The organism is Spirosoma liriopis (assembly GCF_023196085.1).
GTDB lineage: Bacteria > Bacteroidota > Bacteroidia > Cytophagales > Spirosomataceae > Spirosoma > Spirosoma oryzicola.
The window spans coordinates 1,205,873-1,224,144 of record NZ_JALPRF010000002.1 but is presented as its reverse complement, the minus strand read 5'-3'; the positions used below and the strand labels follow the sequence as shown (position 1 = coordinate 1,224,144).

10 protein-coding genes are annotated in these 18,272 nt (G+C 53.6%); 4 read left to right on the top strand and 6 right to left on the bottom strand.

The annotated features are described in order from the left end of the window. The first annotated feature begins 244 nt into the window (after positions 1–244). The 4 genes from M0L20_RS14065 (at position 245) to M0L20_RS14050 (ending at position 6,681) form a co-directional block, all read left to right on the top strand. The gene (locus M0L20_RS14065; RefSeq protein ID WP_248477574.1) at positions 245–2,428 is read left to right on the top strand and encodes an alpha-amylase family protein; all 2,184 of its coding nucleotides are present in this window, start codon (positions 245–247) and stop codon (positions 2,426–2,428) included. A gap of 115 nt (positions 2,429–2,543) precedes the next feature. Further along, entirely contained in the window at positions 2,544–4,313 is a 1,770-nt protein-coding gene (locus M0L20_RS14060) for an L-lactate permease (RefSeq protein WP_248477572.1), read from the top strand. Positions 4,314–4,372: 59 nt separating this feature from the next. After that, positions 4,373–5,332, top strand: coding sequence for a D-2-hydroxyacid dehydrogenase (locus M0L20_RS14055; RefSeq protein ID WP_248477570.1), 960 nt, complete (start codon positions 4,373–4,375; stop codon positions 5,330–5,332). Between the two features lie 224 nt (positions 5,333–5,556). Further along, complete coding sequence (locus tag M0L20_RS14050) at positions 5,557–6,681, top strand: glycerate kinase (RefSeq protein WP_248477568.1); 1,125 nt, start codon at positions 5,557–5,559, stop codon at positions 6,679–6,681. A gap of 59 nt (positions 6,682–6,740) precedes the next feature. Here M0L20_RS14050 and M0L20_RS14045 read toward each other — a convergent pair whose 3' ends face one another. From M0L20_RS14045 to M0L20_RS14025, 6 genes are all read right to left on the bottom strand, one after another. Then, positions 6,741–9,446 carry a PQQ-dependent sugar dehydrogenase gene (locus tag M0L20_RS14045; protein ID WP_248477566.1) on the bottom strand — a complete coding sequence of 902 codons (2,706 nt, stop codon included), beginning with the start codon at positions 9,444–9,446 and terminating at the stop codon, positions 6,741–6,743. 36 nt (positions 9,447–9,482) lie between these two features. Then, a complete protein-coding gene (locus M0L20_RS30130) occupies positions 9,483–9,605 on the bottom strand; it encodes a hypothetical protein (RefSeq protein WP_262923909.1) in 123 nt (40 codons plus the stop codon). A gap of 7 nt (positions 9,606–9,612) precedes the next feature. After that, positions 9,613–11,445: a beta-N-acetylhexosaminidase gene (locus M0L20_RS14040; protein ID WP_248477564.1), complete on the bottom strand. Its 1,833-nt coding sequence runs from the start codon at positions 11,443–11,445 to the stop codon at positions 9,613–9,615. A gap of 145 nt (positions 11,446–11,590) precedes the next feature. Then, positions 11,591–13,315, bottom strand: coding sequence for an FAD-dependent oxidoreductase (locus M0L20_RS14035; RefSeq protein ID WP_248477562.1), 1,725 nt, complete (start codon positions 13,313–13,315; stop codon positions 11,591–11,593). 46 nt (positions 13,316–13,361) lie between these two features. Next, a complete protein-coding gene (locus M0L20_RS14030) occupies positions 13,362–15,056 on the bottom strand; it encodes a RagB/SusD family nutrient uptake outer membrane protein (RefSeq protein WP_248477561.1) in 1,695 nt (564 codons plus the stop codon). A 4-nt stretch (positions 15,057–15,060) separates the two neighbouring features. Beyond that, complete coding sequence (locus M0L20_RS14025) at positions 15,061–18,141, bottom strand: SusC/RagA family TonB-linked outer membrane protein (RefSeq protein WP_248477560.1); 3,081 nt, start codon at positions 18,139–18,141, stop codon at positions 15,061–15,063. Between the last annotated feature and the right edge of the window lie 131 nt (positions 18,142–18,272).

Here is an 18,272-nt window from a genome sequence, read left to right as displayed (position 1 = left end):
TAAGAAACCGACACCACCCTAGAAGGACATCACGCGTTTTACAGACTCTCAAACCGCGCGGGCGACACCACGCGAAAACCTTTTGCTTGTCATTACCTGACTCCCCCTACCCTACACTATTAAACCAGCAGACGTTCAGATATTTTCCCATATCGATCTGTTTTACCCATCCAGCCCCACCGTTTTCAACCAGACGATTCCTATACCCCAATTCTAACGTGAGGACTCAGCCTCACGATTCTGTATGGAAAGAAGAAATTTCATAAAGACAGCCGGTCTGTTGGGAGGTACCTACGCCTTCTCGGGAGCGTCCGTGTGGGCGGGTTCGCCTTTGTTGACGAATCATGTAGCCCCCCCTGAACCCTACTGGCTCGACGGCCCCATGCGGTGGGCACAGTTAGCCTTTGTCGAACGGGACCCCGGCCACTATGATCCCGATTTCTGGCTGGCTTACTTCAAGCGTATTCATGCCGATGGCGCTTTGCTGAGCGCGGGTGGCATTGTCGCGTTCTACCCAACCAAAATTCCGCTGCACCACCGCAGCGACTTCATGGGCAATACGAATACGCTGGGCTATCTGGTGGAAGGTTGTAGAAAACAGGGTATGAAGATCATGCTCCGTACCGACCCTCACGCGGCTCGTCAGGACGTTTACGACGCGCACCCCGACTGGATTGCGGTAACCGCCGACGGAAAAAAACGTCGCCACTGGGCGAATCCCGATTTATGGGTAACCTGCGCGCTGGGGCCTTACAACTTTGAGTTTATGACGCGGGTGAATGCGGAAATCATGGACAACTTCTCCCCCGAAGGCATCTTCTCAAATCGCTGGCACGGGCATGATGTCTGCTACTGCGAACACTGCAAAACAAATTTCAAAACGTATTCGGGGTTAGAGCTGCCCCAGAAAACCGAGAAGCTAGACCCGACCTACCGCAAATGGGCGGAATGGCGCATGAAACGATTGCGGGAACTGTGGACGGTTTGGGACGCGGATATTCGCAAAAAGAAACCAACCGCTCGCTTTATCCCGAACGGATTCCCGGATAAAATTATGACGGGTAAAGAAGCCGATCTGTTCTTTGCCGATCAGCAGGCCCGCCGGGGTTTGACGCCACCCTGGGCCAACGGCAAAGGGGCGAAAGAATTGCGCTCGACGCTGGGCCTGAAACCCTTAATCGGTATTTTCAGCGTTGGTATCGAAGAAGAATTCCGCTGGAAAGATTCGGTACAAAGCGATGCCGAAATCCGGATTTGGGCCGCCGAAGGAACCGCCAACGGGATGCGGCCCTGCTTCGTGAAGTTTGGGGGCGACATTTACGATAAGCGGTGGGTGGAAGCCGTAGCCAACCTGTACGAAGGCTACCACAAGAACGAATCGTACCTGCGTAACACGGCATCGCTGGCCCGCGTCGGCGTTGTCTATTCCGAACAGACGGATCGGAATTACGGCGGTAAACCCTGGCAGCAGAAAAGTGGTGATCATCTCGACGGAATCTACCACACGCTGGTTGAAAGCCGCGTTCCGTTCGACATGGTAAACGACCGTTTGCTGACACCCGATGACCTCAAGCGGTTCAAGCTGTTGATTCTGCCTAACATTGCGGCTCTTTCCGACGCCCAGTGCAAGCAGTTACAGGCCTTCGTGGACAATGGCGGGAGTTTGGTGGCTACGTTTGAAACATCGCTGTACGACGAAGAAGGCAAACAACGGCCCGACTTCGGACTAGCCAGTCTGCTCGGCGTTTCGTACGATCAGAAGGTTGAAGGGCCAATGCGGAACAGTTACCTACAACTACGGCAGGATGCCAAGAACAGCCAGACGCAGCAGATTCTGAAAGGGCTGGACGACACGCCCCGCATTATAAATTCTGTTTACAAGGTCAACGTCAAACCAACGGACACGTTTCCCAGTCCGATTACACTTATTCCGACCTATCCCGATTTGCCGATGGAAGATGTGTACCCGCGCGTGGCCCAGACCGATACGCGGGAGCTTTACCTGCGGCAGGTTGGCAAGGGACGCGTGGCCTATATTCCCGGCGACTTGGACCGGTCGTTCTGGCAGATGCTCAGCATCGATCACGGGCAATTGCTCAGCAATGTAATCAACTGGGCGCTCGACGAAGAACCGGTTGTATCGATAGCGGGTCCGGGCGTAATTGATGTCAACGTGTGGCGGCAGCAAAAATCAATGACGGTTCATCTGGTTAACCTAACCAATCCGATGATGATGAAAGGCCCATTCCGGGAGTTGATTCCGGTTGACGCGCAGGTAACCGTTCAGGTTCCATCGGGGGCAAAAGTAACGGGTGTCAAACTGCTCATGAGCGATCAGAAACCAAAATTTGAGCTAAAGAACGGCAAAGTAACGGTAGCGGTCCCTAAAGTGCTGGACCATGAGATTGTCGCGCTCGATTTAGCCTGACCGTTTTTCGGGATGTGGTGTCGGTTTCTCAAAACCGATACCACATCCCGCCGATACCGCAGTGACACTCGTTTTGTTTTTACCTCTGAATCAGGAAACTAACTGAATACAACCTATGGTCTGGAAACAAGTTGTTGACCCATTTACCAATATCGCTTTATCCGTGCTGGTGGCGTCAGTGCCCATTCTGTTTATCTTCTGGGCGCTGATCATCAAAAAAATGAAAGGCTATCAGGCCAGTCTGATCGCTACCGGCTTAGCGATGATTATCGCCACTGCTGTCTACGGTATGCCTGTCAAACTGGCGTTGCTGTCGGCGGCTCACGGCGCGGTATACGGTTTATTCCCGATTTGCTGGCTGATCACCACGGCCGTTTTCCTGTTCAACATCACGGTAAAAAGCGGTCAGTTCGAAATTATCAAACAGTTCATGGCGTCGATCACCGCCGACCGGCGGTTGCAGGCGTTGCTGATTGCTTTCTCGTTTGGGTCGTTTCTGGAAGGCACCGCCGGATTTGGTGCCCCCGTGGCCATTACGGCGGCCATGCTGGTGGGACTTGGTTTCAATCCGCTCTACGCATCGGGTATCTGTCTGATTGCCAACACCGCACCGGTTGCGTTTGGCTCCATCGGCATTCCCATTACGGTCGCGTCGCAGGTGTCGGGCATTCCCGAATTACCCATTTCGCAGATGGTTGGCCGGACGCTGCCTATCCTGTCGGTCATGCTGCCTTTTTATCTGGTAACGATTATTGCGGGTTTCCGAAAGGCGCAGGAAATCATGCCCGCTGTTCTGGTATCTGGTATTTCGTTTGCCTTTCTCCAGTACTTCTCGGCCAACTTTTTAGGCCCTGCCCTACCCGACGTTATTGCCGGACTTGGCTCCATCATTTGCCTGATGATCTTCCTGCGCTTCTGGAAACCAAAAACCATCTGGCGCTTTGCCAACGAACCGGCGGCAACGATCGTCACTGATCTGAACTACACCAATGGGCAGTTGATCCGGGCTTGGTCGCCGTTCATCGTGCTGACCATTATGGTGATTGCCTGGGGCGTTCAACCGATCAAGGACGCGCTTAATTCGGCGGGGATGGCGCAGTTCGAATTTCCGGGTCTGCACAATGCCATTCAGGGTGAAGACGGAACGCTACTACCTAAATTATTCAAGCTGAATTACTTGTCGGCAGCTGGAACGGCAATTCTGATCGCGGCACTCATCGCCATTCCTTTGGTCGGGCTGACATACAGTGAAGGTGCCAACGTATTCGGCGCAACGCTGGACCAGCTCAAGTTCCCGATTCTGACGATTGCTGCCGTGTTGGGATTCGCGTACATTCTCAACGATTCCGGTATTACGCTGACACTGGCCGAAGTACTGGCAAACACGGGTTTTCTGTTCCCGTTTTTTGCGCCTGTACTGGGCTGGCTGGGCGTGTTTATCACCGGCTCCGACACATCGGCTAATGCGTTGTTCAGTAAGCTCCAATATGCTACCGCGCAGTCCATTGGTGTCGATCCGGTCGTAACGGTATCGGCTAATATATCAGGCGGTGTTGTCGGCAAAATGATTTCACCGCAATCCATCGCCGTAGCTGCCGCAGCAGGTAACCTGGTCGGGAAAGAATCGGAGTTGTTCCGCTTTACGGTAAAGCACAGCTTTATCATGCTCTTTGTGATTTGCCTTATCGTGTTGGCGCAGGCGTATGCGTTGAAGTGGCTGATTCCGGCTTATGAGATGATTGGAACAAAAAAAGCGACAATGCTACCGAACGTATCGACGGGCTATACCTACCTTGCACTGCTGGCAGTCTTATTGGCTACATTGGCCGTGCTTATTCTGCGAACGGCTAAAAAGAAAGCGCAAACGCCGGACTTCGTTAATTGACGGCTTTATCCCATTGACCAAACAGCGTGTTATTAGTGCAAACAATCGAAACGTAAGGAATGAAAATTGTCGTATTAGACGGGTATACGCTGAATCCGGGCGATTTGTCCTGGGAGGGACTGGAGAAACTGGGTGAATTGACGGTGTACGACCGCACCCCAGCCGGTCAGGTTGTGGAACGGGCCAAAGACGCCGAAATTATTTTCACCAACAAAACCCCGCTGGGTGAGGACATTCTGGTTCAGCTTCCCGCGCTCAAGTTCATCGGTATACTAGCCACCGGCTACAACATTGTTAACACTGACGTAGCTAAGAAAAACGGGATTATAGTCAGCAACGTACCCGGCTACAGCACCATGTCGGTCGTGCAACTGACGTTTGCGATGCTGCTCGAACTGACGCTGCACGTACAACGCCACAGCGATTCGGTCATGGACGGCAAATGGGCGCGCTCGGCTGATTTCTCGTTTTGGGACTACCCGCTCATTGAACTTGCCGACAAAACGATAGGTATCATCGGCTTTGGCAGCATCGGCGAAAAAGTGGCCGACGTGGCGACGGCCTTTGGTATGAAGGTCATTGGCTCGAAACGACATCATACGGACCAGTCGCACCGGTCCAATTTCCGGTGGGCCGACGTTCCTGAGCTACTAGCGCAATCGGATGTGGTGAGTATTCACACCCCGCTGACGCCCGAAACGCAGGGACTCATGAACAAAGATACCTTGGCGTTGATGAAACCAACGGCGTTCCTGTTGAACACCTCGCGGGGACCACTGGTCGTGGATCAGGATTTAGCCGATGCGCTCAACAACGACATTATTGCCGGAGCGGGTATCGACGTGTTATCCAAAGAACCACCAGCCGCTGATAACCCGTTGTTCAAAGCCAAAAACTGTTTGATTACGCCCCACATCGCCTGGGCAACGAAAGAAGCACGCACCCGCCTGATGGCGATCACGGTCGATAATTTATCCGCGTTTATCAACGGCAACCCGGTCAACGTAGTGAACAAGTAATCCGACTTGCTTCTATAGATTAGGCTGAATTAGGCGCTCTCTACCATCAGGCAAACGCCTAGTTCAGCTGTTTTGCTGGATTCTAGCCTGTTTTCACAAACGCATCAAACCACATAGAGACGTAAGGGATTGCGTCTAATTCGCGTCAGCAAAACCCATCCGGTCAGCGATAACTATCCATCGAGGTGTACTGCTCAACACCTCGCAATTACCCCCGAAAACCTATGCGTGTTCTCATTGCCCCCAATGCCTTTAAACACAGTCTGAATGCCACTGGCGCGGCCCTTGCCATCAAAGAAGGCTTACAACAAAGCAAGCTCGACTGTGTATGCGAATGCTTTCCAGTCGGCGATGGTGGCGACGGCACAGGTGATTTAATGATCAGGAAACACAACGGGTTGCTCGTTTCGGTAGACGTAGCCGACCCGTTTGGCCGCCTAATTCAATCGTCCTTTGGGCTGGTTAACAACGGAGAAACAGCGATTATCGAAATGGCGAATGCGTCGGGGATTCACCTTGTCAAACCGTCAGCGCTAAACCCGTTACAGGCTACTTCGTTTGGCACTGGACAACTGATCATAGCAGCGCTGGACAAAGGCGTCCGCAACCTGGTACTGGCGATTGGCGGTTCGGCTACCGTTGACGGTGGTACCGGTATTTTACGGGCGTTGGGCGTCCGTTTTTTGAATGCTCAAGGTGAAGAGCTAACGGCTCCCGAACAGCTGACCGAACTGACAAGAATCGATATCTCGACCCTCGACCAACGAATCCTGACCTGTGCTATCACGGTCCTCTGCGATGTCGAAAACAAGCTTCTGGGAGCAGAAGGGTCAGCGGCTGTTTTTGGTCCGCAAAAAGGCGCAACACCCGACAGCGTGAAAAAACTCGATGCGGGTCTGGCTACGTTCTCAGCGGTAGCATTGCAGCAAACCGGTATCGACATGTCGGCTGTCAAACACGGTGGTGCCGCCGGTGGTGTTGCCGCCGGGCTTCACACGTTTATAAACGCGCAACTTGTCAATGGCATTGATTTTTTCCTCCATTTCACCCGTTTCGACGAAGCCGTAGCCACTGCCAATCTGGTTATTACCGGCGAGGGTAGTATCGATGAACAAACCTTACACGGCAAAGGCCCCTTCGGTGTCGCTTACCGAGCAAAGCAGTTGAATCTACCCGTAATCGGTCTGGCGGGAAAAATTCCGCTGGAACAAAATGAAAAGCTCGATCAGTTTTTCGACGTGCTACTGGCAATCGGCAACGGTCCTGCTGACCTGGTATCGGCCCTCAGCCAGACCCGGCAAAATCTGATCCGCACCGCCCACCAACTAGGTAACCTACTCACCCAGTGAATGATTGTTCAGCGTTGACACCGGGACTGATCATTGATCCGGCTCTACCTGCTTCTGCTCTATTTGGTCGGGGCACGATTCGCTTTTGGCTCAAAATACAGGTAATCGACGTGAAACAGTTCTTTCCGAACCGCATCAGGATTAGTGAACACGAAATATAGATCGTGCAGACCCACGGTGGGCTTCACCGGGGCAATCAAGTCCGTCCAGCCTGTTTTCAGATCGTTGATTTTACCGCCGGGCACCGCCACTTCGCTCACAACCGGCCCTTGTAGACTGTCCAGATGCACCGCGATACGACCACCCGCCCCCTGCGACTGCACCCGAAACCGAATCTGATCAACCTGCGCCAGATCCAGCTGGTTGAACACCACGAAACTGTTGTTATAAATCTTACGGATGTACGAAATAAAACCGGTACTGGCCGTAGCAATCACGACACCCACGTTGCCCCGATCGTTATCTTCCAGCTGTATGAGTGGATTACGAAGCGCAATGTAGTCTCGGGATGATAGCGGTTCGATACCCTGAGCGCCTTTGTCTTGGTAGCTCGCCAATAGTACATAAGCGCCTTCGTTTCCTTTACCCATATGATCCTTTAGGGTCAGTGTTCCCTGCCGGGGCAACGGCTTCGGCTGCTCGTTCAGGGCCAGGATATAGCGAACCATTTCCTGGGCATCCTGCGCCGACAAATCCGGGTGAGCAGACATGGCATAGTTGCCCCAAACGCCACTCCCGCCCTTAATTATCTTCTGCGCTAGCGGTTCGACCGATTCCGGTTTACGTAGATATCGCGCCGAGATAGCCCTGAAGCTGGGACCGATGGACGCTTTTTCAATCGCGTGACAGGATTTGCAGTCGGATGCGGCAATCAGCTTTTCACCCTGCCAATGCGCCGTTGTAGTATGCCCGCCCGACAGAACGCTGGCAATGTCTTTTCCGTAGGGTAGGTAGGTAAACGAAACCGTTGTCCGGGCGGGGTCGATCGTTTTATCTTCCGGGTCGCGGATGGTGATGCGGTAATCAAGTTTCGTATTGTCCCAGTAAAAGCTTCGGTTAGCGGTTGTGCTGATCTGCACGCGCGGGGGCGTATTCCCTACGTGGATCGTTGTGGTGGCGCTTCCCTGACCACCGTGTCCATCCGTGACGGTCAGCGTTACCGGATACACGCCCGGCTTCGCAAAGCTCGTTGACACGGTCTGACCGGTCCATTTTTTGGTACCAATTTGCCAGGTATAGGTGAGTTGATCACCTGGATCGTAATCTTTCGAGCCAGCCGCCGATAACGCGACGGCCATTGGTGCAGCACCGTACCGCTTATCCACCCGAATGTCGGCAACGGGATTGCGGTTTCCTTCCGAATACTCCACCCGGATCAATCCGGCATCGGTATTGTTGGCAAACCAGTTGGTCCCATACGCCAGAATATACAGCGACCCATCGCGATTGAACTGCATGTCCATGGGTGCTACCGGTTTCAGATGACTTAAAAAAGGCTCCATACTGACGTAATTGCCTTCTTTGTCGAGCGTAACCGCCATCATCCACCGCCGAATCCAATCGTAGATCAAAAGTTTTCCGTCGTAATAATCGGGCAAGCGGTACTTAGCTCCAGCAAATTGATCACGGTAATAAACAGGTCCGGCCATCGCGCTGGCCCCGCCTTTACCGACCAGCGGGAAACGTCTGGATGCCTGTTTGCCGTACCAGATTAGAGCGGGTTGGGCCGGGGGAAGTTCCCGAAGACCGGTGTTGTGGGGCGAGTTGTTGACGGGATGCTGCGGGTCCTGTTTAGGCCCCTCCTGCTTGGTAGCAAAATCGTATTTCGGAAACGCTTCGTTGTTCCCTAAAAAGTACGGATAACCAAAAAAACCGGGCCGACGCGCCTGATTGATCTCGTCGTAGCTCAACGTTCCTTCTTCGGCGGGCACGTGCGTGTCGGGGCCAACATCGCCCCAGTAGACAAACCCGTTCTTGGGATCGACCGACATCCGAAACGGGTTGCGGCAGCCCATCACGTAGATCTCCGGACGCCCTTTGGAACCGTCTTTGGGAAATAGGTTGCCGTCAGGAATGGTATAAGCGGGCGCATCTCCAGTTCCGTTCGGTTCTGGTTTGATACGCAGAATTTTTCCGCGCAAGTCGCTACTGTTGGCAGTCGATGCCTGATCATCGGACAGTTCACGACCGGGCCGTTCGTCGGTGGGATTGTGACCTTCGATTTCTTCGGCGTTCGTATTATCACCCGTTGACAGATACAGCAGCCCGTTCGAGAACGTCAGGTAACCCGCCGAATGACAGCAGTATTTTCGCTGCGTCGGAATTTCCAGCAAAACTTTCTTCGACGCTTGAATCAGCTGATCGCCTTTCAGCTCGTAACGCGCTAGATGGCTTACCCAGGCATCGCCACCAACACCGTAATACAGGTAAATCCAGTTGTTTTTGCTGTAATCTGGATCGACAGCAATGCCCAGCAACCCGTCTTCAATCCCACTGAAAACGTTGATATGCGCAATCGTTTTGACCTGTTTCAACTCCGCGTCGTACAGCCGGACAGCGCCTTTCCGCTCGATGATCAAGACGTTATTGTTGGGCAAAATACCCATACCCATCGGTTCGTCTAGTCCCTGTACAAGCTGCATAGCCGTAAAGCGACTGCTATCCGGCGCTTCCGCCCATTGGTTGGCGCGGTATGGTGCAGAACGTTGTGAGGTCAAGGAAAACCACAACGTAGCCAGCAGCAAAACGATAGGTAGGGGTTTCATAAGAGGAAGGTTCAAAGGAGTATGTGGTGACGAGTTCTAGAGTTGTGGTGATTGAGCCGCCCGTGTGATGTCGGTTTTGAGAAACCGACATAGATTGCTGACGCCAAGGGTCGGTTTTGAGAACCGCGCGGGCGGCCCCGCCGACACCACAACACTCATTTTCGGATTACTGAACGCGCTTTTCCATGTCGGGCAACGTCAGTTCAACCATACGCCCGATGGGTTTACCGTTTCGATACGCCACCACCTTCACCCGATCAGCACCTTTCGGCATCAGGAAAGGCTGGGTGTAGAGCGGGAAATGATCATCGGGAACGGTATTGTCCGTCGAGTAATACAAATACGTGTCGGGCAACTCGTGGCTAAGCATAATTTCCATCATCCCCATCGGGTGCTTTTTCAGCGTAATGATGGGGTTGTAAACGCTGCGGGAATAATTCACGTCCTGCGCATCGAACCGCTTAAAATGTGCTTCCATCCGATTGACGAAGTTGGGCCAGCTTCGTTGGGCTTTCGGCGACCACAGCACTTCGGACAAGGCAAACGCGCGCGGCCAAACCATGTACTCGGCATGACGCACGTTCGGTACGTTCTCCGCCCAGAGATTTCCCTGTCCCCCCAGAATCAATTTAGCGTTGATACCGGGTGCTGTTGCGCTATCAGGAATGGGGTCAAAGGAGTAGGCTGTGCTTAACCGACTGATGCCATACGTGCTGGGTTCCGCCGACGCTTCGCCCTGATACAGATCGAGGTAGCAAAACTGGTACGGGGTCATGATCACCGGATGCCCCTGCCTGGCCGCTTCGATGCCGCCTTTCATACCCCGCCAGCTCATCACCGTCGCGTCAGGAGCCAAGCCGCCTTCCAGGATTTCGTCCCAGCCGATCAGCTTTTTGCCTTTCGACTGTACGATTTTCTCGACCCGTTTAATGAAATAGCTTTGCAACTCATCGACGTTCTTTAGATTATTAGCCGCCATTGTCGCTTTGCAGGCATCGCATTTCTCCCAGAATCCTTTGTACGCTTCATCACCCCCGACGTGGATGTAAGGCCCCGGAAACAACTGAGCGATTTCCGTAAACACCTTGTCGATAAACAGATATGTACTGTCGTCGCAGGGGTTCAGCGTGTTGTCTTCCAGCTTGTAAAACTTACCATTGGGAGGCACGACGACTTGTTTCTTCCCACAGGTTAGATTTGGGTACGCGGCAATGGCCGACATGATATGCCCCGGCATGTCGATTTCCGGTACGATGGTGATGTGCCGCTCCTGCGCATAGCGAACAATTTCGCGAATGTCGTCCTGCGTATAAAAGCCACCGTACGACGGTATTTCACCCGCCTGCGGATTTTCAATATCCCACCAGCGACCGGTTCGGGGTACGCGCCAGGCGCCCACCTCGGTGAGTTTGGGCAGGCTGTTGATCTGGATTCGCCAGCCCTGGTCGTCGGTTAGATGCCAGTGAAAAATGTTGAATTTATACTGCGCCATCTGATCGATGAACCGCTTGACAAACACTTTGTCGAAGAAGTGGCGGCTCACATCGAGCATCAGCCCCCGCCAGCCAAACCGGGGCTGGTCGCGGATGTGCAGTGCCGGAACCGACTGATCGCGAAACGATTTATTGACGGGCAACAATTGCCGCATGGTTTGCAGACCGTAAAAAATCCCGGCGGGTTCCGGCGCGGTAAGCGTAATGCCGATCGGCGTCACGAGCAGGTCGTACCCTTCTGGCCCCACACCAGTTACCGGAGCGACGCGAACCGTAATGGCTTTGGTCAGTTTGGGCGCGTCGGAGGCCGGAATGCCGGGCAGATTGTCGATAACCATTTTGCGCACGTCGGCAGCGGGCGTTAGAATAGACAGTCGGGTCTGGGCGGTGATGGCAAAAGCACCGGTACCGGGTTCGAGCGTTTGGGGTGCCGGAATAAGCGCCGGAATCGACGACTGAGCAGCCGCCGTAAACGCCAATAAAAACAAAGCAATGATTTTGTGCATGTTCAATTACGTTTTTCGACAGGATTCACAGGATTGACAGGATGAAAATGATTTATTTTTTCCGGGGTATCCACCGTAACTAATACAGAAAAATAAATCCTGTCAATCCTGTAAATCCTGTCGAAACTCAGACAATAAACGAGCCTTACGGTTTAGGCCAGTGCGTTTCAATTCCCTGCGAGCGGATCAGTTGTTGAAAGCCACTGAGAAGCGTTTCTTTCTCCCGAACGGCACGCGGCATCACTTTTTTGTCGAGGGAATAAGCGACCAGCAGACCAACCGCTTCGCCGATGCTCCACTCAACCGGGTGCAGTCGATAACAGCCGTTAGTAATATGCGTGGTACCAATATTTTTGTTAGCCGGAAGCAGGTTGTTGATTCGTTTGGGCAACAGCGCACCCAGCGGAATCTGGAACGGCAACGACCCGAAATCGATGTAATTGTTGCCGCCCGTACTTGGGTGTAAATCAATGTGGTAGTACCCAACACCGACGCTATCGTGAAAATCGGCAGCTGTATTACCCGACTGTTTACCCGTCACCAGCGCCCGGTTTTCGGCTCCGACATGCTCTTCTAAGACCGTAAATACGGCCTTGATCCGCCGGGATTCACGGATGTACGGGTACTTGGCCAGCCCATCTTCGGTACCCATCAGGTCGCCCCGCAGTCGCAGGCCAGCCCATCCCTGCCTACCATCGGGGCGGGGTGCTTCGGTTTGTAGCCAGTAGAGCAGCGACAGGCTTAGTTGTTTCGCCCGCTCGACGTGCTTTTTGAAATCTTTGTCGCTGGCACCGATCAGGTTGCCCAACGAATAATCGTTCTGAGGCCAGTTAACATTTGTAATGTCTCCCGCGTAGGTTCCTGGTTTAAAGTTGGCTTTGCTGATGATTCGGCGGTAGTTCCACAGATTCAGCTTATCACCCATGCTGATGCCTTCGGGATGAAAACCCAACGCTTTCGGTTCCAGCGTTTTGGGGTTCGAATACGCCAGATCGAGTAGTTTACCCGACCAGGCGGGCGTGACCTTGGGCGAATAGCTGCGCCAGAAATCGTACTCTTTTGGCTTATCGATCACGTGATTAGCACCCGGCACATAATCCATCGCGAAGCACATCGTAAACGCCTGACAGTTATCTGGGTCGGCTTTTTCGGGTGCATGCAATTCGCGTGTTTCCCGGCGCGATTCGGCTCCGGTTACAAACTCCGTACCCGTCATCGGAAGCAAATCGCCCAGTTCCGTAGCATCGACGAAATACGGAGCCGATAAGATGATTTCATTCCCACTGCGCTGGCTGACGGCTTTCAGGGCACGAACCGTATCGCCATGTACATCGGCCCCGGCAATTTTATGATCGAGCAGCACCGTCAACCGCCCCGAACTACGGTACGGAGCCAGCAATTGTTCCAGAACGGCCAGCGCCACGCGCGGTTCGTGGCAGAGTTTAGACACCGTTCCGTCGCCCGGATTCAGGTATGGCTGGTTTTTGGCGGCTTCGGTCAGTGGGTAATGTTGGCGATAGTAGCTCCGAACGGCGGTTCGAAAATCTCGGTAGAGCCGGGTCGCGCCGTGGGTTTCAATCCAGGGGTGTTCGTCGGGGGGGACGCCCTGCTGCGTTAGTTGCCCGCCAATCCAGTCCGTTTCTTCGGTCAAGATAACGGTTAAGTTGTTCCGCAAAGCGGCTAAAGCAGCCGCACACCCCCCCAGTCCGCCCCCGGCAATAACCAGATCAGCCTTGCGCTCGGACTGACCGTTCTGAAAAAACGTCGGCCCCGCAAGCGGTTGAGCAGTTGCCGCAAAAGTCGGCAATGGAGCCGCCAAAGCAACCCCACCACCGACCGATAAACGTTCAATAAAATTCCGTCGATTCATTCGTCATTCATTCAATGTAATACAGCGCGGCTAAGTAACGCATCGCTTACCAGCCGGGGTTTTGAGTCAGCAGGTTATTGATGTCGCGCTCGGCCTGCGGAACCGGCAGTAAGGTAAGCTTTGCGTACCAGAAACGATTCTCGCGAACCAACCGCAGACTTTCACTACCCGTATACACCGGAATGTTGTTCAGATCGTGGACCGCGCTGGTTTTGAACGAAGGGATTGCCGGTACTTTGCTTGGATCTTTGGCAATACCCATCACCTGCTGCGGCATCACGACCTCTGCAATCCCCCACCGGCGAATATCGAACCAGCGAAAGCCTTCCATCGCCAGCTCAGCCACGCGCTCCCGGCGCACCAACTGCCGAAGTTTGTTCTGATCTTTCTGAATCGTTGTTTCTACGACTGGTTGCCCCGCCCGTCGCCGAACCAGGTTCAGCGCATTGATAACCGAATCGTCGATCTGATTTAGTTCAATTTTAGCTTCGGCGTACATCAGCAGAATTTCGGCGTAGCGCATCATGATAAAACCAACCCGCGCCGTAAACGCGTCTTCGGCGGTCATCGTGTATTTGGCGTGGAGCAAGCCAACACCACTTTTGGCGGGTCCGAATGCGTTGTCGAAATCGGCGTTGGTGCTGGTTGCCCATACTCCGCTGGCATTTCTGAACGACGTTGTGTTTTTGTAGATGTCATAAACCAGCGTTCTCAGGTTCATCGAAATGGTGTCGCCGGGAAGCGCTACGGTGTATTTTAACCGAAGATCGCGGTTTTTGCTCGGCGTCGCTGGGTTGTACACGGCAGATTCGTCGATCCGTTTGCCGTCTTTTGCTTCGAACATATCGACCAGCCGTTGCTGCGGAAACCGCCCCGACTGCCCACCTGCCGCCCGCGATATACTACCCAACGGTACGTAGTTGATCGCACTGGCATCCGCGTCGGAGTATAGGATCTGGTACATGATTTCTTTCCCGGCGTTGGTTGTCTGCCCGGTGCGGGTGAACAGATCGCCGAAATTCGGATTCAGTCCCAAACCAGCGCCGTCGATGATTTGCTTGGCGGCATCGGCGGCTACCTGATACTCTTTGTTGTAGAGGGCCGTGCGGGCTTTGAAACCCAGCGCCACCGCCTTGCTCATCCGTCCCTGATCGGCAGGAGCCCAGGCTAGTACCGGAATAGTCGCATCCAATTCGCTGTAGATGAACTTAATCACGTCTGCCTGCGGAGCGCGCGTCTGCGAATAAAACTCAGCGGGCAACAACGGTTTCGTGATCAGCGGCACATCGCCAAACATAAACGTCAGGTAAAAATAGGCGTACGCCCGCAGGACCCGCGCTTCGGCTTCAAGTCGATTGTAGGTAGCCGACGGAACGGTGCTTTTGCCGACGGTCATCCCATCCAGCATGGTATTGGCCCGTTGAACGGTGGTGTACGCCAGCGTCCAGATGTTTTTCGGATGCGCGTTATAGACGTCGAAATTACCTTCGCCCAGGTCTACGGCCCGCAGCAGCGCAATGTCCGTCCAGCCATCCATGATCGACTGGTAGGGCGTGTTGCCGGTGTTCCAGTACGCCGATTTATAGACCGCGTTGAGGGCCGCGTTCATTTCGGTCTGGCTGTTAAAAAACTGACCAGTAGCCGGCGCGTCGAGGGGAGCCTGTTCCAGGTACTCTTTACAGCCCGAAAACAAGGTCATCGACAGGCATAAGCTCGCTATATACAGGAATCTTTTTTTCATGTCTTTAGAAATTGATGTTCAGACCAACGGTGTACGTTTTCATGATCGGGTAAAATTCGCCACCCGTATCGCGTTGTTCGGGATCGAAGCCGGGAAAGAAATTCGTCCACGTAAGCAGGTTCTGACCGCTCACGTACACGCGCGCCGACTTAATTTTCGCTTTGTTGGTCAGGGCGGTAGGCAGCGTGTAACCGACTACCACATTTTTCAGGCGCAGGTAAGCCGCTGACCGTACCCAGAAAGACGACGCCACGTAATTGTTCGGAATACTGTTGACCGTCAGCCGGGGATAAGCCGCTCCCGTGTTGTCGGGCGACCAGTAATCTTTCTGGTACTCGAACATAGTTCCCTGGAAATTAGACGAATAAAACGGTTGAGCCGCAGTGCCCGACAGGTAGTTGTCTTTCTTACCAACCCCCTGGAAGAACGCCGTAAAATCGAACCCTTTGTACTGCGCCGACAGGTTCAGGCTGTATTCGTAGCGCGGAAAATAATTGCCCAGAATCGTCCGGTCGTAGCTGTCGATTTTGTTATCGGGAACGCCGTTTGGACCGCTGATGTCGCGGTAACGGATATCACCCGCAGCCGAGTTACCGTACTGAAACGGCGCATTTTTCACCTCTTCGGCACTTTGAAACAACCCATCCGCGATGTAGCCGTAGTACGAATCGAGCGCGTAACCTTCCTGCTGAATCGTAGCCCCGTTGATAATCGCTTTACCGCCGTTATTTAGCAGCGTGTTTTTCACATCCGACGCATTCAATTGCACCTGATAGCTGAAATCACTAATCTTGTCGCGCCAGCCGATTCCCAATTCCCAACCCATGTTACGCATCGAACCCGAGTTGACGAACGGAGCCGTTAGCCCGACGTATGAAGGTACCGGCACAAGTTGTAGCATATCCACAATGTCGCGCTGGAAGAAATCAGCGGTCACGTTCAAGCGATTGCGCAGAAAGCTAAAGTCTCCGCCAATGTCCAGAATCTTCGACGTTTCCCAGCGGATATTCGGGTTAGCCGCCGTTGTAAGCGCGTAGCCGGGATTGACGGTATTGTTGAAGTAATAGTTGTAAGCCGTACCCGAATTGAACAGCGAATACGTCGGGTAATAATCAGCCACGCTGTTTCGGATGAGGTTCTGGTTACCCAGCGACCCATACGACGCCCGAATCTTGGCTTCGTTGACGACGTTGTTGAGCCCCGACCAGAATTTCTCCTGCGAAAGCCGCCAGCCCGCCGACACCGACGGGAATAGCTGCCACCAGTTGCTTTCCCGGAACCGCGATGAAGCGTCCCAGCGACCGTTTACTTCCAGCAGGTATTTTTCATCGTAGTTGTAATTCAATCGACCGTAGACCGATACCATCGAGAACCGGCTTTCGCCACCGCTTAGCGTCTGGCCCAGTTGATCGCCACTGTCCAGATACGGTCTGTCGGGCGATAGCAGGTTCTGGCGAAACGTGTTAACGAACGAGGTTTTAAAATCTTCCGTACTGAAACCACCCAGCAGCGTAAAGCCGTGTTTGCCATACGCTTTGTTATAGGTAGCCTGCGCCCGGAACAGGTTCTGGAAGTTCTGCGAGTAGTTGTCGCTCAGGGAATTCAACGCTGGCCAGGGACGCGCAAACACCATTGTGTTGTTGGCTACATCGGCGTTATAAATGTCATACTGGTCGGTGAATTGCCGGTTGCGGGTCGTGTAGTAATTTGAACTGTAGGTGGCGAGCAACTCCAGACCCGGAATTGGGGTATAGGTCAGCGTGCCTTTGATGATCTGCGAATCCGTCAGGTTCCGGCTGAAACCACCGTCCTGGGCCTGCGCTGCGGGGTTGGCATTGGACCAGCCTTCGCCCCATTGCCCCGTATCGTACCGACCGGGTGTAATGGCCGGAAAGCCGAGCATTTCCCGGATGATATACTGCGGAGTGTTCTGCCCTGGCCATAACCGGTTCGACTTGTTCAGCACTAAATCCATCGACGCCGACAGCTTATTGGTAATGGCTACGTCCGTGTTGAAGCGCAGGTCCATCCGCTTGTATTTCGTGTTGGCGGTCAAGCCGTTCTGATCCAGAAAACTACCCGATGCAAACAGTTTTACCCGCTCCCCACCGACCGACACGTTCAGGTTATGGTTCTGCATCAGGCCGTTGTTGGTCAGCACCAGCTTTTTCCAGTCGGTATTGAAAAGCGTCAGGTTATTAGGACCGCTTGCTTCGTAGGCGGCTATCTGCTGGGTAAACGCAGCGGGCAAACCACTATTTGCCTGGGCAACATCCCAGTATTTCATGTGCTCCAGGCCGTTCACTTTCTGGGGCAGATCGGTTGGCGTCTGTTTGAGCGCGTAGGCGTTGTAGCTCACGTTGACCCCTTTCGCGCCCCGTTTAGTCGTCACCAGCACCACCCCGTTGGCCGCCCGAGATCCGTACACGGCTGCGGCTGCGGCATCTTTCAGGATCGAAATACTGGCAATGTTATTTGGGTCGATGGCATCCAAGCTCATCTCTACGTTATCGACCAGAATCAACGGGTTTTGCCCGGCATTGATCGACCCGACACCCCGAATCCGAATTGATCCGGCATCGCCACCCGGTGCGCCGGATTGCTGGGTGATCGTTACGCCGGGTGCGGCTCCCTGCAACGCCAGCGAAGTAGAGCCGACCTGCCGATTGGTCAGTGATTTGCTTTCGATGACGGCCACCGAGCCCGTCAGATTCACTTTTTTCTGCGTGCCGTACCCGACAACGACTACTTCGTTCAGCGTTTTGGTATCCTCCGCCAGCGAAACGTCGTACTCACCGGCTCCGTTGAACGGAACCTCCTTGCCCACGGTACCCATGAACGAGAACACCAGCGTACCGCTCTGCTCGTTCAAGCGAAGGGTATAGCGCCCATCGGCATCGGTCGTTGTACCCATCGTTGTGTTCTTCACCACCACGGTCACCCCCGGCAAAACGGCTCCGTTACCATCCGTAACTTTTCCCCGAATTACCTGGCTCTGGGCAGACACATAAGCCTGTTGGCACAACGTGATCAGCAAAGCCAGTAGCCAGCTTAAGCGCCATTTCTGCGTAAATAGGTTTTGCATATAGGAATCGATTAGGCGTTAAAAAGAAATAAGAAAGTAGACTACGACAATCGTTTTTGGTTGACTAACAGCACAATCAACGGTAGATAAAGGACGTACCCTAGTGGTCGATCTCACTGAATGAGACCGTC

What these genes read in the sequence shown, in the direction of transcription:
- M0L20_RS14025 (WP_248477560.1), bottom strand. Translation starts at nt 18,141, where the DNA reads ATGCAAAACCTATTTACGCAGAAATGGCGCTTAAGCTGGCTACTGGCT.
- M0L20_RS14065 (WP_248477574.1), top strand. Translation starts at nt 245, where the DNA reads ATGGAAAGAAGAAATTTCATAAAGACAGCCGGTCTGTTGGGAGGTACC.
- M0L20_RS14040 (WP_248477564.1), bottom strand. Translation starts at nt 11,445, where the DNA reads ATGCACAAAATCATTGCTTTGTTTTTATTGGCGTTTACGGCGGCTGCT.
- M0L20_RS14055 (WP_248477570.1), top strand. Translation starts at nt 4,373, where the DNA reads ATGAAAATTGTCGTATTAGACGGGTATACGCTGAATCCGGGCGATTTG.
- M0L20_RS14030 (WP_248477561.1), bottom strand. Translation starts at nt 15,056, where the DNA reads ATGAAAAAAAGATTCCTGTATATAGCGAGCTTATGCCTGTCGATGACC.
- M0L20_RS14045 (WP_248477566.1), bottom strand. Translation starts at nt 9,446, where the DNA reads ATGAAACCCCTACCTATCGTTTTGCTGCTGGCTACGTTGTGGTTTTCC.
- M0L20_RS14035 (WP_248477562.1), bottom strand. Translation starts at nt 13,315, where the DNA reads ATGAATCGACGGAATTTTATTGAACGTTTATCGGTCGGTGGTGGGGTT.
- M0L20_RS14050 (WP_248477568.1), top strand. Translation starts at nt 5,557, where the DNA reads ATGCGTGTTCTCATTGCCCCCAATGCCTTTAAACACAGTCTGAATGCC.
- M0L20_RS14060 (WP_248477572.1), top strand. Translation starts at nt 2,544, where the DNA reads ATGGTCTGGAAACAAGTTGTTGACCCATTTACCAATATCGCTTTATCC.
- M0L20_RS30130 (WP_262923909.1), bottom strand. Translation starts at nt 9,605, where the DNA reads ATGAGTGTTGTGGTGTCGGCGGGGCCGCCCGCGCGGTTCTCAAAACCG.